Raw genomic sequence first — 16,131 nt, forward strand, 5'->3', positions numbered from 1 at the left:
CGATCAGGTGGGCGGTGGCGGTGCGGCCGTCGGGGGTGGTGGCGGTCAGCCGGTGCACGCCGGGCGGCAGGCCCTCGGCCTCGGCGCGGCTCTCGCCCTGTTCGGTGTCGATCCGCAGCCGGGTTCCCTCGGGGAGCGCGGCCAGGGCGGCCGGGGGGCTGCCGCTCCAGCCGACGACGGTCGGGGGCAGCAGCCGTTCACCCAGTTCCCCCTCGCGGGCCGCGAGCGCGGCGCGGATCGCGCCGGGCGTGCTCGCGTCCACGCCGAGGGCGGCCAGGGTCAGGGTGACCGCGGTGGCCGAGGCCGCGACCGAGCGGTCCGGGGACGGGCTGTAGGACGTGGCGACGCCGTGCAGGACGGCGAGGCGGGACAGGTCCTCGGAGGGCGGGTCGGCCGGCCGGGGTGCGGTCATCTACATCCTCGAGTAGTCCGGGACGAAGGCCGAGGGCTCGCTGGTCAGGGGGGCGGCTTCGGCGAGCGGCGGCTCACTGGTGAGGGGCTCGGCGTCGGGCAGCGGGGGCTCGCTGGTCAGCGGCAGTTCGGTGTGGGTGCTCTCGGAGCTGAAGACGCAGTAGCGGGGGTCGGCGTGGTGGGGGTCGTCGAGGTCGGCGGACTGGTCCGCCACGGGTTTGGACGGGGCCGGGAGCGGAAGGAAAGTCATCGCAGCCACGGGGGCCTCCTTTTCGGGTACGGCTTTCAACGGGTCATCGCAGCCCTACCCAGTCGACGCGAAGGCAGACGCCCCAGGCCCAACATCGTGCTTCTGCTCACATTCCACTCCCCTCCACACACTAAAGATTCCGGCATTTCACCCACAACGGCCACTCTCGTTGACACGTTCACCGGGCGGGTGGTGGGCTCGTCGTGCCGGTCGGACGCATCTGGAGGGGCCTGTGGGACTGCGGCGTGGGAAGCGGGCCGCGGCCCTCGCGGTCGCCGTCGTCGCCGGGAGCCTCGCGGCCCCGCCCGCCGCGATGGCGGCTCCGTCTCCGCCCGACACGACCGCGACGACACCGACCCCCGACAGCGCCGGAGCGGACCTCTCGGTCTGGCCGCGCCCCCAGTCGCTGCGCCCGAACGGCGCCCCGGTCGCCATGCCGGACGAGGTCGCCCTGGTCACCGATCCGCAGGCGGACCCCGCCGCGGTCGACGCCCTGCGCGAGCTGATCCGGCAGGCCGGGGCCCGCCGGATCACGGACACGGCCGGGCCGGGCGCCCTGGTCGTGCGCGCACGGACCGAGCCCGTACGCCGGGACGACCGCCGCGCCCTGCCCGCCGGGGGCTACGAGCTGTCGGTGGGCGCGGGCGGCGTCTCCCTCACCGGCACCGGCGAGGACGGCCTCTTCCACGCCGTGCAGACGCTGCGCCAGCTCCTGCGCGACGACGGCACGATCACGGCGGCCGTCGTCCGCGACTGGCCCGGCACCGCCGTACGCGGCATCACCGAGGGCTTCTACGGCACCGCCTGGACGCACGGGCAGCGGCTGGCGCAGCTGGACTTCATGGGGCGCACCAAGCAGAACCGCTACCTGTACGCCCCCGGCGACGACCTCTACCGGCAGGCCCGCTGGCGCGAGCCCTACCCGGCGCAGACGCGGGCCCGGTTCCGGGAGCTGGCCGAGCGGGCGCGGGCCAACCACGTCTCGCTCGGCTGGGCGGTGGCCCCGGGCCAGGCGATGTGCTTCGCGTCGGACGACGACGTGCGGGCGCTGACGCGCAAGCTCGACGCGATGTGGGCGCTGGGATTCCGGGCGTTCCAGCTCCAGTTCCAGGACGTCAGCTACAGCGAGTGGCACTGCGCGGCGGACGCCGACCGGTTCGGCTCCGGCCCCGAGGCGGCGGCGCGGGCCCAGGCCCGGGTCGCGAACGCGGTGGCCCGGCACCTGGCGGCGCGGCACCCCGGCGCCCCCGGTCTGTCCCTGATGCCGACCGAGTACTACGAGGACGGCACGACCGACTACCGCCGGGCGCTGGCGAGCGAGCTGGCCGAGGGTGTCGAGGTGGCGTGGACGGGCGTGGGGGTGGTGCCCCGCACCATCACGGGCGGCGAACTGGCCGACGCACGGCGGGCGTTCGGGCACCCGCTGGTCACGATGGACAACTACCCGGTCAACGACTACGACCCCGGCCGCATCCACCTCGGCCCCTACCAGGGCCGCGATCCGGCCGTCGCGACCGGCTCGGCCGCCCTGCTGGCCAACGCCATGCAGCAGCCGGAGGCGTCCCGCATCCCGCTGTTCACCGCCGCCGACTACGCCTGGAACCCGCGCGCCTACCGGCCCGGGGAGTCCTGGCGCGCAGCGATCGCCGACCTCGCGGGCGGGGACCGCAGCCGCGAGCAGGCCCTGGCCGCACTGGCCGGCAACGACGCCTCGTCCGTCCTGGACGACGAGGAATCGGCGTATCTGCGCCCGCTGACCGAGGCGTACTGGACGTCCCGCACGACGGGCGGCGCGGGCACCGACGGCGGCGCCGAGCGGCGGCTGCGCGCGGCCTTCACCGTGCTGCGCGAGCTGCCCCGGCGACTGTCCGGAACCGGCCTCGGCTCCGAGGTGGCTCCCTGGTCGGAGCAGCTGGCGTCCTACGGCGAGGCGGGCACGGCCGCGCTCGGCATGCTGGACGCGCAGCGCGCCGGGGACGCGGCGGCGGCCTGGACGGCGTACCGCAGGCTCGGCGCGCTGCGGGCCCGGCTGGAGTCGGCACCGGTGAAGGTCGGCACGGACGTGCTGGACCCCTTCCTGCAGCGGGCGCAGAAGTCGTACGCCGCCTGGTCGGGCATCCACCACGAGCCGCCCCGCAACCCCGGTGACGGCCGCATCCTGCGCCTCCCGCAGCCCCGGTCGCTGACCGCCGTGACGGCCCTCACCGAGCCGGGCACCGAGGGCGGCGTCGAGGTGCACGTGCCGGGGCAGGGCTGGCGAGAGGCGGGCCGGCTGGACCGGTCCGGGGCGACCGAGGTGCGGCTCGGCACCCGCGCCGACGCCCTGCGGGTCACCGGCCCCGCCCCCTCCCGCGTGCACCACCTCATCCCCTGGTTCACCGACTCGCCCGCCGTCTCCCTCGGCCTGCCCCGCGACCGGGCGGACGTCGAGACCGGCCGGACCGAGCGGCTGACCGCCCGGCTCGCGTCGCTGCGCCCCGCCGACGCCCGCGGCAGGCTGACCGTCGAGGCGCCCGAGGGCGTCCGCGTGCGCGTGCCGAAGGACGAGCTGACCGTGCGGCGCGGCACGACGGTGGAGGTCCCGGTCGAGGTGACCGTGGAGCGCGGCGCCCGGATGCGGTCCTACGACGTCCGGCTGGGGTTCGCGGGAGCGGACCGCACCCTCACCGTCCGGGCCGTCCCGCCCACCGGCGGCCCCGACCTGGCCCGCACCGGCACCGCCCGTTCCTCGGGCGACGAGACGCCCGACTTCCCCGCGTCGGCGGCGAACGACGGCGACCCGGATACCCGCTGGTCGTCCCCGGTCGACGACGGCGCCTGGTGGCAGGTGGAGCTGCCCCGCCCGGCGCGGCTCGGCCGGCTCGCGCTGCACTGGCAGGACGCGCACCCCTCGTCCTACCGCGTCCAGGTCTCCCCCGACGGCCGCCGCTGGCGCACCGCCGCCGTCGTCCCCGACAGCCGGGGCGGCCGGGAGAACGTCCCCATGGACGAACGGGACGTGCGGTTCGTACGCGTCCAGGGCGACAAGCGGGCGACCCCGTACGGCTATTCGCTGTGGTCGGCGGAGGCCTACGCAGTCTCGGACTGAACCTCGCTCAAGGCACGGCGGAACTTCTTCACGACGGAAGTTCTTCACCACCCTATTCACTCAGTACATGTACTCAGTACATAATGATCGGCATGAGCACCCGTCACATCCTGCTGGGCCTGCTCGCGACGGGTCCGAGCCATGGCTACGACCTCAAGCGACGCCATGACGAACGCTTCCCGCAGGCCCGCCCGCTGGCCTACGGGCAGGTCTACACGACCCTGCAGCGTCTCGTCCGGGACGGCCTCGCCAAGGTCGACGGCACCGACTCGGACGGCGGCCCGGAGCGCACGACGTACCGCGCGACGGACGCGGGGACGCGCGAACTGGCCCGCTGGGCCGGGGAGATCGCCCCGCCCGCGCCGTTCGTGGCGAACGAGATCTTCGCCAAGGTCGTGGTCGCGATCCTCTCGGGCGGCGACCCGGACGGCTATCTGAGCGCCCAGCGCGCGGCGCACATGGGGCGGATGCGGGAGCTCACGGCGGTCAAGGCCGCCAAGGGAGCCGATCTCGCGACCGTGCTCTCGGCGGACTACGCCCTCAACCACCTCGACGCCGACCTCCGCTGGATGAACACCACGGCGGCCCGGCTCACCACCCTGACCGCGGAGGTCGACGCGACATGAGCAGACCCGTGCCCCTTCTCACGGCCGGTGGCATCGTCAAGGCGCACGGCCGGACGACGGCCCTGCGCGGCGCGTCGGTCGAGCTGCACGCAGGCGAGATCCTCGCCGTGACCGGCGCGAGCGGCAGCGGGAAGTCGACGCTGCTGCACTGCCTGGCCGGCATCGTCCGCCCGGACGCGGGCTCGGTGACATACGACGGCCGGCGGCTGGAGGACCTGCCCGAGAAGCGGCTGAGCGAGCTGCGGCGCACCGAGTTCGGCGTGGTGTTCCAGTTCGGGCAGCTGATCCCCGAGCTGACGGTCCTGGACAACGTCGCCCTGCCCCTGCTCCTGGCCGGCACCGACCGGGCCGGTGCCCGGGCCCGGGCCGGTGAGTGGCTGGAGCGGTTCGGGGTGCGGGGCCAGGAGGACCTGCGGCCGGGCGAACTGAGCGGCGGCCAGGCGCAACGGGCCGCACTGGCCCGGGCCCTGGTCACCGGACCGAGGGTGGTCTTCGCCGACGAGCCGACCGGGGCCCTGGACTCGCTGGCGGGTGAGCAGGTCATGACGGCCCTGGTCCACACGGCCCGCGAGTCGGGCACCGCCGTCCTGCTGATCACGCACGACGCCCAGGTGGCGGCGTACGCGGACCGCGAAGTGCGGCTGCGGGACGGGGCCGTGGCGGCGCTGGGGGTGACGGCGTGACGTCGCTCCGGGCCGATCTGCGCCTCGCCTGGGACCTGACCCGGGGTTCCGACCGGGGCGAGTGGTGGCGGGTGACCCTCACGGCGGTGGGCGCCGCGCTCGCGACCGGCTTCGCGCTGGCCGCCGTCGCCCTGGCGTCCCTGCGCGGTGGGCACCACGTGCCCGTCGCCTCGGGCCTGCTGAACGAGCCCGGCACGCGGTCCGGGGTGATCGCCGGTCTGCTGCTCCTGCTCGTGCCGGTGCTCGGGTTCCTCGGCCAGTGCGCCCGGATCGGGGCGGTGCACCGTGACCGGCGGCTGGCCGGGCTGCGGCTGGCCGGGGCGACTCCCTGGCAGGTGCGGCGGATCGCCGCGCTGGAGACCGGACTGGCCTGTCTGCTGGGCTCGGCGGTCGCCACCGTCTTCTCCGTGCTGCTCCTGCTGCGCCTGTGGGACCGGCCGGCGCCCCTGACCTGGGCGGGGATCGCTCTGGTCGCCGTCGCCGTACCGCTGCTGGGCGCGGCGGCGGGCGCGGTGTGGCTCTCCGGGGCCGTGGCCAGGACCACCGGGCGGATCCTGGCTGTCCGGGCCCGGTCGGCGGCGGTACTGATCGCGGCGGAACGGCTGCGCGACGACCCCTGGGCGGCCGCCCGTACCCACGCGGCGGTGCTGCTGGTGACGATCGCCGGGGGCGGCTTCATGGGCGTGCGAGCGATGATTCTCCACGAGGTGCGCTCCGGCAAGCCGCTCTCCGCGGGCCCCGACTACTACATCACCGGCCTCGACCTGACGGCCGCCGCCCTCGCGGTCGCCTTCGCGATCACGGTGTCCGGCCTCGCCGTCGGCACCGCCGAGTCGCTGGTCACCCGGCGCCGCGGGCTGGCCGCACAGGTCGCCGCCGGGGTGCCGCGCGCTGTGCTCGGCCGGGCCCTGCTGCTGGAGACCGCGCTGCCGCTGGCGCCCGCGGTGCTGCTGGCGGGCCTGGGCGGGACGGCCGTCGCCGCCTCGTACGCGCTGCTCGGCCACGGCCCGTTCCCCTGGGCGGCGGCCCTGATACCCCTCGCGATCTACGCCGCCTGCCTGCTCGCCGTGGCGACGTCACTGCCGCTGCTGGGCCGCTCTGTGCGCCCCGGGGAGCTGCGCTACGTGTGACGTGGGGCCGCCCATGACCGGCCGGCCCCGGGGGAACGGGGGTTTCCCGGGGCCGCCCGGTCATGGGCGGTCCCCGTGCGGGCGCAGGGCGATACCGCCGCTCGGCGGCGGTATCGCGGCAATACGAAGGCCCGGATCGTCGTCAGGCGGAAATGCCGTCGATCCGGGCCATGGCGTCCTCCGCGCCGAACGGCTGCAAGTACGGCAGCCAGCGCGGATCCCTATGGCCGGTCCCGATGATGCGCCACGCCAGGCCGGACGGCGGGGCGGGTTTGTGGCGCAGCCGCCAGCCGATCTCGAACAGGTGCCGATCCGCCTTCACGTGGTTGCAGCGGCGGCAGGACGCCACCACGTTGTCCCAGACGTGCTTGCCCCCGCGGCTGCGCGGGATGACGTGGTCGACGCTGGTTGCGACGCCACCGCAGTACATGCACCGGCCCCCGTCGCGGGCGAACAGCGCCCGGCGGGTCAGTGGAACGGGCCCCCGATAGGGAACCCGGACGAATCGCTTGAGCCGGACCACGCTGGGTGCGGGGACTGTGACGGTCGCGCTGTGCAGATAGGCGCCGGACTCCTCGAGGCAGACTGCCTTGTTCTCGAGGACGAGGACGAGCGCGCGGCGGAGCGGTACGACACCTAGCGGCTCGTACGACGCGTTGAGGACCAGGACATGCGGCACGGATGCCTCCTTGGACGCCGGCGGCGCGTGGCTCGCGCCGGGACGATTCGTAGCCAGTCTCCCCTCATGCCTGGTGGAAGCGCCACCATGTCCCCGTAACGGGCTGGGAGTGTTTTCGACCACATCCCATTCATCCCCAGGATCATGGCCCGTTCAAGCCCAGGTGAGCACGGTCTCTCCTTCACACATCCGGCAAGCGCACACACAATGCCCCGTTAGTGTGGTGGTTCTGCCCTTTCGGTGACCCAGCCGTGACCTTGACCCCCCAGAACCACTGCGTCGGGGCAGACCGCTGCACCTGGAGGTACCTGCCGTGTTCCTGTCCCTCGCGGACTCCGTCCTGTCGGCCGCCGACCCGTCACCGTCGCCGACCCCCTCGGAGACTCCGTCGCCGAGAGTGCCTTCGCTCCAGGACGCCCAGGAGAGCGCGACGAACGCCGCCGGCTGGGTCGAGCAGAACTGGTCGACGTGGCTCGCGATCGGGCTCAGGGTGCTGCTCATCGTGGTGATAGCGGCGGTGCTGAGGGTCTTCGTCCGGCGGGCGATCACCAAGCTGATAGACCGCATGAGCCGGAACGCCCAGACCGGGGAGAGCAGCGCGATCGGCGGGCTGCTCGTCAACGTCGAGCGCCGTCGGCAGCGCTCGCAGGCCATCGGCTCGGTGCTGCGTTCGGTGGCGTCGTTCCTGATCATCGGCACCGCCGCACTGATGATCCTGGGCACCTTCCAGATCAACCTCGCCCCGCTGCTGGCCTCGGCCGGTGTCGCCGGTGTGGCGATCGGCTTCGGCGCCCGCAACCTCGTCACGGACTTCCTGTCCGGCGTCTTCATGATCCTCGAGGACCAGTACGGCGTCGGCGACACGATCGACGCGGGTGTCGCCTCCGGCGAGGTGATCGAGGTGGGCCTGCGCGTGACCAAGCTGCGCGGCGACGGCGGCGAGATCTGGTACGTCCGCAACGGCGAGGTCAAGCGCATCGGCAACCTCTCGCAGGGCTGGGCCACGGCCAACGTCGACGTCACCGTCCACGCCGGCGAGGACCTGGACAAGGTGAAGGCCACCCTGGACGAGGTCGCGGAGAAGATGAGCGCCGAGGAGCCCTGGAACGAGCTGCTGTGGGGCCCGATCGAGGTCCTCGGCCTGGACAGCGTGCTGCTGGACTCGATGGTCGTGCGCGTCACGGCCAAGACCATGCCCGGCAAGTCCCTGACGGTGGAGCGCGAACTGCGCTGGCGCGTGAAGCGCGCCTTCGACGCGGCGGACATCCGGATCGTCGGCGGCGCCACGGCCTCGGTGGAGGAGCAGCCCGTGGACCCGACGGCGGGCATGGCGGCCCCGTCGGTGTACGCGAACGCCGCGTCCCCGCAGTCGGCGGCGGCGTCCCCGCTCGCACCGCCCACACCGACGAGCACGACGAAGTAGCCCGCACCTCGCGAGGAGGGCGGCGCCCGGCAAGGCCGGGCGCCGCCCTCCTCGCGTGTCCGGCCACGCGTCCGGCTGCGCGGTTCGCTCGCGCACCGGCCGCGTGCCCGACTGGCCGCCCGCCCCCAAGCCCGGCCGCGTATCCGACTGCTGCCCAGCCGCGAGCCCGGTCGCACGCCGGCCGCATGTCCGCCAGACCGCCCGCCGTACGTCCCCTCGCACTCCGGCTGCGCGGTTCGGTCGCGCACCGGCCGGCCGCCCCTGCCGCCCTGCGCCGAGCCCGGTCGCACGCCGGTCGCCGGCCCACCTGAATCCCGGCCGCACGCCCGTCTGGCCACCCGGCGCCGCGTCCCCGGAGGCACGCCCTGCCACATGTCCCACCGGACGTCCGGCCGCCCGCCCGCAAGCCCATCCGCACGCCGGCCGCATATCCGCCAGACCGCCCGGCCGCACGTCCCCTCGCACTCCAGCGGCGCGGTTCGGTCGCACACCGGCCCCGTGCCCGGCCGGCCGCCCCCCCCAAGCCCGGCCGCGTGTCCGACTGGCCGCCCCTGCCGCCCGGCCGCAAGCCCGGACGCCTGCCGACTGGCTCCGCCGCCTCTCCGACCGCGCAACCACCCCCACGGCCCGTTTCCCATCCCGCCCCGGCCCACCTCGCCCCATGTCCGGATAACGGCAGGCCGTCCCCTATTGACGCCCACCCCGCACCGGGCCTACCTTCCTCCCATCGATAGGAAACTTTCCTAACAGTGATCGGGAGCACCCGGGGGAGCGGTCGTCCGATGGACTTCCCCGCCTGGTCACTGAGAAGCTGAGCAGCCGAAGGGCAGGTGTGGACACGCATGGCAGGAACCGCCGGCACGCCGGGCACCCCGCGCGTCCTGCGCGCCATGAACGACCGTGCCGCCCTGGACCTGCTGCTGGAGCACGGACCGCTGTCCCGCACCCGGATCGGCAAGCTCACCGGCCTGTCCAAGCCGACCGCCTCGCAGCTCCTGGCCCGCCTGGAGGCGGCGGGGCTCGTCCTGGCCACCGGCACCACCGAAGGCCGCCCCGGCCCCAGCGCCCAGCTCTACGAGGTCAACCCGGCGGCCGGTCACGCCGCCGGACTCGACGTCACCCCCCAGCGGATCCTCGCCGCGGTCGCCGACATCACCGGCCGCACCGTCGGCAGCCACGAGCTGCCCACCCCCGGCAGACGCACCGGCACCCCGGTCGTCCAGCAGGTCACCGACGCCCTGGACGGCGCCGTGAAGGCGGCCGGTCTCGCCCGGGACGACATCCACCGCCTCGTCATCGGCACCCCCGGCGCCTTCGACCCCACCACGGGCCGGCTGCGCTACGCCTCCCACCTCCCGGGCTGGCACTCCCCCACCCTGCTGGACGAGCTCGCCGCCGCCCTGCCGATGCCGTTCGAGTACGAGAACGACGTCAACCTGGTCGCGCTCGCCGAGCAGCGTCTCGGCGCGGCCCGGGGCCACGCGGACTTCGTGCTGCTGTGGAACCAGGAGGGCCTGGGCGCCGCCCTGGTGCTCGGCGGCCGGCTGCACCGCGGCTGGACCGGCGGCGCCGGCGAGGTCGGCTTCCTGCCGGTGCCGGGCACGCCCCTGGTCCGCCAGGTCACCAAGGCCAACAGCGGTGGCTACCAGGAGCTGGCCGGTTCCCAGGCCGTCCCGCGCCTGGCCCGCGAGCTCGGCATCGAGGACGTCCCGCCGGGCCCGTACGCCGAGTCCGCCGCCGCACTGGTGGCCAGGGCGGCGCAGGCGGACGACGACGCCCACCGGCATCTCCTGCGGACCTACGCGACCCGGCTGGCCACCGGTCTGGCCTCCCTGGTCTCGGTGCTCGACCCCGAGCTCGTCGTGCTGAGCGGCGCGGCCCTCACCTCGGGCGGCGAGCCGCTGCGCGCCCTCGTCCAGGCCGAGCTGGAAGAGCTGGCCGCGTCCCGCCCGCGCCTGGTCGTGGGCGACGTGCGTGAACACCCCGTGCTGCGTGGCGCGCTGGAGAGCGCACTCGCGACCACCCGCGACGAGGTCTTCGACACCTCCCGCTGAACCGACTCGGCCTGAACCGACCCGGGCCGAAGCACCCACGCCGACTCCACCCCCCTCCCCGGTGATTCCCTTCTTCCCCCGTGCCTCAGGGAGCTCTGCCATGCCCGGAACATCCAGAAAAGCGACGTTCGCGCTTGCCGCCTCCGCCACCCTCGCCCTCCTCGCCACCGCCTGCACCGGCCAGTCGGACGCGGGCGCGAGCGACGACGCGTCCAAGGAGACGACCCTCAACTTCTGGCACGCCTGGAGCGCGCCGTCGGAGGTGAGGGCCGTCAAGGACCTGGTCGCCGGATTCGAGAAGGCGCATCCCAACATCCACGTCAACGTCGTCGGCAACATGACGGACGACAAGATGAACCAGGCTCTGCGCACCGGCGGCGCCAAGGCCCCGGACGTGATCTCGTCGTTCACCACGAACAGCGTCGGGAAGTTCTGCTCCTCGGGCGCCCTGGTGGACCTCAACCCGCATCTCGAGAAGTCCGGCGTCGATCCGGAGAAGACCTTCCCGAAGGCGATGAACGAGTACACCCAGTTCGAAGGCAATCGCTGCGCGGTCCCCCTCCTCGGCGACGCCTACGGCCTCTACTACAACAAGACGGCGTTCAAGAAGGCCGGCATCACCACCCCGCCGAAGACCTGGTCGGAGTTCGAGCGCGTCGCGAAGAGGCTGACGATCCCCCAGGGCGACTCGTACAAGCAGCTCGGCTTCATGCCGAACTACCACGGCTGGGAGACCACCACCGAGCACTACCTCGGCCAGTTCTCCCCCACGTACTTCGACCAGGACGGCAAGTCGAACGTCGGCAAGGACCCGGCGTTCGCCCGGGCCTTCACGGTCCAGAAGAAGCTCGTCGACGCGCTCGGCGGCTACCGCAAGCTGGAGACCTACCGCTCCAAGCTCGGCGACGAATGGGGCCCCAAGCACCCCTTCCACACCGGCCAGGTCGCCATGCAGCTCGACGGCGAGTGGCGTCTGGGCATGGCCCTGGACACCAAGCCGAAGTTCGATATCGGCGTGGCCCCGCTGCCCGTCCCCGACGACCAGGCCGACCAGTACGGCAAGGGCTACATCACCGGCACCATCGCCGGTATCGCCGCGACCAGCAAGAAGCAGAACGCGGCCTGGGAGCTGGTGAAATACATGACCACGGACACGGACGCGGTGGTGAACTTCTCCAATGCCATCCACAACGTGCCCTCGACGCTGGCGGCCCTGAAGTCCCCGAAGCTGACGTACGACCCGCGCTTCAAGACGTTCCTGGAGATCGCGGCGAACCCGCACTCCACGACCGCCCCCGCATCCGTCAACGGCGGTGTCTACCTCACCACCGTCCAGGAGTTCGGCTACGCCTACGAAAGCGGCAAGGAGACCGACCTCGAGGCCGGCCTGAAGAAGGCGGCCGCGCAGATCGACACGGACATCGCGCAGGCGAAGTAGGCCATGACCACCTCCACGCTGCGGGCGAAGCACCGCCGCTCGACCCTGCGCACCCTCGCCTTCCTCTCCCCCTGGCTGATCGGCTTCACGGTCTTCTTCGCATACCCGCTGATCTCCACCGTCTACTTCTCCTTCATGCGCTACGACGGCTTCAAGCCGCCCACCTGGAGCGGCACGAAGAACTGGGTGTACGTCTTCGAGCACTACCCCCTCTTCTGGCCCGCCCTGCGCAACACCCTGTGGCTGGTCGTCATCATGGTCACGCTCCGGGTCGCCTTCGGCCTGGGCGTGGGCCTGCTGATCACCAAGGTCAGGACGGCCACGGGTGTCTTCCGCACCCTCTTCTACCTGCCCTACCTGGCCCCGCCCGTGGCGGCCACGATGGCCTTCGCGTTCCTCCTCAACCCCGGCACCGGCCCCGTCAACTCCCTGCTGGAGAAGATCGGGCTCCCCACCCCCGGCTGGTTCAACGACCCCGCCTGGTCCAAGCCGGCCCTCACCCTGCTCGCCCTCTGGGGCATCGGCGACCTGATGGTCATCTTCATGGCGGCCCTGCTCGACGTGCCGAAGGAGCAGTACGAGGCGGCCGAACTGGACGGCGCGACGCCTTGGCAGCGCCTCCGCTACGTGACGCTGCCGAACATCTCGCCGATCGTCATGTTCGCGGTCGTCACCGGCGTGATCCAGACGATGCAGTACTACACCCAGCCGCTGATCGCCGGGAAGGTCGCGTCGGGCGTGATCCAGGGCGCGGGAACGCTGTTCGAGCCCGGCTACCCCGACAAGTCGACCCTGACCCTTCCCCAACTCGTCTACAACCTGGGCTTCCAGCGCTTCGACTACGGCTCGGCCTGTGTGGTGGCCCTGGTCCTCTTCGCCCTCTCCATGGCCTTCACGGCCCTCCTGATGCGCCGCCGGGGCGGCCTGATCCAGGCAGGTGAACGATGACGCAGGTGCTCGACAAGCCCGTGGAGCTGAGGACACCCCAGTCTCCGGCGGAACGCACGGCCCACCGCAGGGCTCTGCTGGAGTGGATCGCGATCCACTCCCTCGGCATCGCGGCGGCCCTCTTCTTCACGCTCCCGTTCGTCTTCGTGTTCCTCACCTCCCTCATGAGCGACAGCCAGGCGCTCAGCCGCGACCTGATCCCGCACACCTGGGAGTGGGACAACTACGCCAAGGTGTTCGACACCCCCGGCTTCCTCACCTGGTGGAAGAACACCCTGATCTACGCGGGCCTGGGGACGGTCCTCACGGTCGTCTCCTCGATCCCCGTGGCCTACGCCCTGGCCAAGTTCCGCTTCCGCGGCCGCAACCTGGCCCTGATGCTGGTCATCTCGATGATGATGCTGCCGCCACAGGTGATCGTCATCCCGATGTACCTGTTCTGGGCGAAGCAGCTGGACCTGTCCGGCTCGCTCTGGCCGCTGATCATCCCCATGGCGTTCGGCGACGCGTTCTCGATCTTCCTGCTGCGCCAGTTCCTGACGACGATCCCCGACGAGTACGTGGACGCGGCCAAGGTGGACGGCTGCGGCGACCTGCGCACGCTGCTGAAGGTCGTTCTGCCGATGGCCAAGCCGGGCATCGCCGCAGTGGCCCTCTTCCAGTTCTTCTACGCGTGGAACGACTACTTCGGCCCCCAGATCTACGCCTCGGAGAACCCGGGCGCCTGGACGCTCTCCTACGGCCTGGAGTCGTTCAAGGGCGCCCACCACACCGACTGGAACCTCACCATGGCCGCCACCGTGCTGGTGATGGCCCCCGTGATCCTCGTGTTCTTCTTCGCGCAGAAGGCGTTCGTGGAGGGTGTCACGCTCACCGGAGTAAAGGGTTAGACCTGTATGAAACTCACCGTGGTCGGCGGAGGCTCGACCTACACCCCCGAACTCGTGGACGGCTTCGCCCGCCTGAGGGACACCCTGCCCATCGAGGAACTGGTCCTCATGGACCCCGCGCAGGACCGTCTCGACCTCGTCGGCGGCCTGGCCCGCCGCATCCTCACCCGCCAGGACCACGCGGGCCGCGTCACCACGATGACCGACCTCGACGAGGCGGTCGACGGCGCGGACGCGGTGCTCCTGCAACTCCGCGTCGGCGGCCAGGCGGCCCGCGAGCAGGACGAGACCTGGCCCCTGGAATGCGGCTGCGTGGGCCAGGAGACCACCGGCGCCGGCGGCCTGGCGAAGGCCCTGCGCACGGTCCCGGTCGTCCTGGACATCGCGGACCGCGTCCGCCGCACCAACCCCCGGGCCTGGATCATCGACTTCACCAACCCGGTCGGCATCGTCACCCGCGCCCTGCTCCAGGCGGGCCACAAGGCGGTGGGCCTGTGCAACGTGGCGATCGGCCTTCAGCGCAAGTTCGCCGCCCTGCTGTCCGTGGAGGCCTCCGCGATCCACCTGGACCATGTCGGCCTCAACCACCTCACCTGGGAGACGGCCGTACGCCTCGGCGGCCCGGAGGGCGAGGACGTCCTGCCGAAACTCCTGGGCGAACACGGCGACACGATCGCGGCCGACCTGCGCCTGCCCCGCCCCCTGCTCGACACCCTGGGCGTGGTGCCCTCCTACTACCTGCGCTACTACTACGCGCACGACGAGGTCGTCCGGGAACTGGGGACGAAGCCGTCCCGGGCGGCCGAAGTCGCCGAGATGGAACGCCGGTTGCTCGCGATGTACGCCGACCCGGCCCTGGACGAGAAGCCGGAGCTGCTGGCCGAGCGGGGCGGTGCCTTCTACTCGGAGGCGGCGGTGGACCTGGCGGCGGCCCTGCTGGGCGGCGGCGGTTCGCCGTACCAGGTGGTGAACACCTACAACCGGGGCACGCTGCCGTTCCTCCCCGACGACGCGGTGATCGAGGTCCAGGCGGCCGTGGGGCCCAAGGGCGCGACCCCGCTCCCCGTCCCGCCCGTGGACCCGCTCTACGCGGGTCTGATGGCCGGCGTCACGGCCTATGAGGACCTGGCCCTCCAGGCCGCCTTGCACGGCGGCCGGGAGCGCGTCTTCCGCGCCCTGCTCTCCCACCCCCTGGTCGGTCAGTACGCGTACGCCGAGACGCTCACCGACCGGCTGATCGCACACAACCGGGAGCACCTCGCGTGGGCGTGAGCGCACGGGTCCTCGCCATCGACGCGGGCAACAGCAAGACGGACGTCGCGATCGTGACGGCGGACGGGGACGTCCTCGCCACTGCACGCGGGGGCGGCTTCCGTCCACCGGCCGTGGGCGTGGACACGGCGATGAACGGCCTCGCCGCGACCGTGGCGCAGGCCCTCACCGCCGCCGGGCTCACCTCGGTCACCCATGTCTCGGCGTGCCTCGCCAACGCCGACTTCCCCGTCGAGGAGGAACAACTGGCCGCGGCGCTGCGGGCACGCGCCTGGGGCACGACGGTGACGGTCCGCAACGACACCTTCGCGATCCTGCGGGCCGGTGCCCGCGAACCCCGGGGAGTGGCGGTCGTCTGCGGCGCGGGCATCAACTGCGTGGGCATGCGCCCCGACGGCCGCACGGCCCGCTTCCCGGCCCTCGGCCGTGTCTCCGGCGACTGGGGCGGCGGCTGGGGCCTGTCCGAGGAGGCCCTGTGGCACGCGTCCCGGGCCGAGGACGGCCGCGGCGCCCCCACCGCCCTGTCCCGCACCCTCCCGGCCCACTTCGGCCTGCCCTCCATGTACGCCCTCGTCGAGGCGCTGCACCTGGAGCACGTCCCGGCGCTCCGGCGTCACGAGCTGACCCCGGTCCTCTTCGCCACGGCCGCCGACGGTGACCCGGTCGCCCGGGCGATCGTGGAACGCCAGGCCGAGGAGGTGGTCTCCATGGCGGTCGTCGCCCTGACCCGCCTGGACCTCCTCGCCGAGGAGACCCCCGTGCTCCTGGGCGGCGGCGTCCTGGCCGCCCGGCACCCCCAACTGAACGACCGCATCGCGCACTTGCTGGCGGAGCGAGCGCCGAAGGCGGTACCGCGGGTGGTGACGGCCGGCCCGGTGCTGGGCGCGGCCCTGCTGGGCCTTGACCACGTCCAGGCGGCGGAGGGGGCGCAGGAGAGGCTGCGGACGTACTACGACGCCCAGGGCTGACGGGGCGCGCCACTCGTCCGGGAACCGAACCAACTCCCCGTACGTGTTCCTGGACGAGGGGTGCTGCGAGGGGTGGTGCGAGGGGGCGCGCGTCACGCTGCGATCCGATCAAGATCGAGGCAAGGCCGGTGCGGATGTCGGTCCCGGCAGCGATACTTGCGGCGACGGATGACCACGGGGGAGGTCACAGTGACGTACACGCCGAAGAGCAGCCCGCCACCACCGGGCCCCGGCCTGCCCATCCTGCCCGCCGTACCGGCCCAGCCGGCAC

The 16,131-nt window shown here is 72.8% G+C and carries 13 protein-coding genes and 1 pseudogene; 11 read left to right on the forward strand and 3 right to left on the reverse strand.

All coding sequences use genetic code 11. The features are described 5' to 3' along the window. Positions 1 to 412, reverse strand: a pseudogene (locus tag K4G64_RS32185) (4-alpha-glucanotransferase); the annotation flags it as partial. Continuing rightward, entirely contained in the window at positions 413 to 670 is a 258-nt protein-coding gene (locus tag K4G64_RS32190) for a hypothetical protein (protein ID WP_221759459.1), read from the reverse strand. 223 nt (positions 671 to 893) lie between these two features. Here K4G64_RS32190 and K4G64_RS32195 point away from each other — a divergent pair, with 223 nt between their 5' ends. From K4G64_RS32195 to K4G64_RS32210, 4 genes are all read left to right on the forward strand, one after another. Continuing rightward, a complete protein-coding gene (locus tag K4G64_RS32195) occupies positions 894 to 3,749 on the forward strand; it encodes a beta-N-acetylglucosaminidase domain-containing protein (RefSeq protein WP_221759460.1) in 2,856 nt (951 codons plus the stop codon). 92 nt (positions 3,750 to 3,841) lie between these two features. Beyond that, positions 3,842 to 4,375, forward strand: coding sequence for a PadR family transcriptional regulator (locus tag K4G64_RS32200; protein WP_221759461.1), 534 nt, complete (start codon positions 3,842 to 3,844; stop codon positions 4,373 to 4,375). After that, entirely contained in the window at positions 4,372 to 5,058 is a 687-nt protein-coding gene (locus K4G64_RS32205; protein WP_221759462.1) for an ABC transporter ATP-binding protein, read from the forward strand. Before K4G64_RS32200 ends, K4G64_RS32205 begins: the two co-directional genes overlap by 4 nt. Beyond that, entirely contained in the window at positions 5,055 to 6,188 is a 1,134-nt protein-coding gene (locus K4G64_RS32210) for an FtsX-like permease family protein (protein ID WP_221759463.1), read from the forward strand. Before K4G64_RS32205 ends, K4G64_RS32210 begins: the two co-directional genes overlap by 4 nt. Before the next feature lie 142 nt (positions 6,189 to 6,330). On the opposite strand, the gene K4G64_RS32215 is transcribed toward K4G64_RS32210, so the two are convergent. Next, positions 6,331 to 6,867 carry an HNH endonuclease gene (locus K4G64_RS32215; RefSeq protein WP_031110731.1) on the reverse strand — a complete coding sequence of 179 codons (537 nt, stop codon included), beginning with the start codon at positions 6,865 to 6,867 and terminating at the stop codon, positions 6,331 to 6,333. Between the two features lie 313 nt (positions 6,868 to 7,180). Between K4G64_RS32215 and K4G64_RS32220 the strand changes: the two genes are divergently transcribed. From K4G64_RS32220 to K4G64_RS32250, 7 genes are all read left to right on the forward strand, one after another. Next, entirely contained in the window at positions 7,181 to 8,290 is a 1,110-nt protein-coding gene (locus tag K4G64_RS32220; RefSeq protein WP_374206470.1) for a mechanosensitive ion channel family protein, read from the forward strand. A gap of 842 nt (positions 8,291 to 9,132) precedes the next feature. Next, on the forward strand, positions 9,133 to 10,344 hold the full coding sequence (locus K4G64_RS32225) for an ROK family transcriptional regulator (protein WP_221759464.1): 1,212 nt from the start codon (positions 9,133 to 9,135) through the stop codon (positions 10,342 to 10,344). A 100-nt stretch (positions 10,345 to 10,444) separates the two neighbouring features. Then, the gene (locus K4G64_RS32230; protein WP_221759465.1) at positions 10,445 to 11,782 is read left to right on the forward strand and encodes an ABC transporter substrate-binding protein; all 1,338 of its coding nucleotides are present in this window, start codon (positions 10,445 to 10,447) and stop codon (positions 11,780 to 11,782) included. Positions 11,783 to 11,785: 3 nt separating this feature from the next. After that, entirely contained in the window at positions 11,786 to 12,730 is a 945-nt protein-coding gene (locus K4G64_RS32235) for a carbohydrate ABC transporter permease (RefSeq protein WP_221759466.1), read from the forward strand. Next, entirely contained in the window at positions 12,727 to 13,620 is an 894-nt protein-coding gene (locus tag K4G64_RS32240; RefSeq protein WP_221759467.1) for a carbohydrate ABC transporter permease, read from the forward strand. Before K4G64_RS32235 ends, K4G64_RS32240 begins: the two co-directional genes overlap by 4 nt. A gap of 6 nt (positions 13,621 to 13,626) precedes the next feature. Continuing rightward, positions 13,627 to 14,892, forward strand: a complete 1,266-nt coding sequence (locus K4G64_RS32245; protein WP_221759468.1) for a 6-phospho-beta-glucosidase — start codon at positions 13,627 to 13,629, stop codon at positions 14,890 to 14,892. Beyond that, entirely contained in the window at positions 14,883 to 15,860 is a 978-nt protein-coding gene (locus tag K4G64_RS32250) for a BadF/BadG/BcrA/BcrD ATPase family protein (RefSeq protein WP_221759469.1), read from the forward strand. Before K4G64_RS32245 ends, K4G64_RS32250 begins: the two co-directional genes overlap by 10 nt. Positions 15,861 to 16,131: the final 271 nt, after the last annotated feature.

The organism is Streptomyces sp. WAC04114 (assembly GCF_019733245.1).
GTDB classification, from domain to species: domain Bacteria; phylum Actinomycetota; class Actinomycetes; order Streptomycetales; family Streptomycetaceae; genus Streptomyces; species Streptomyces massasporeus_A.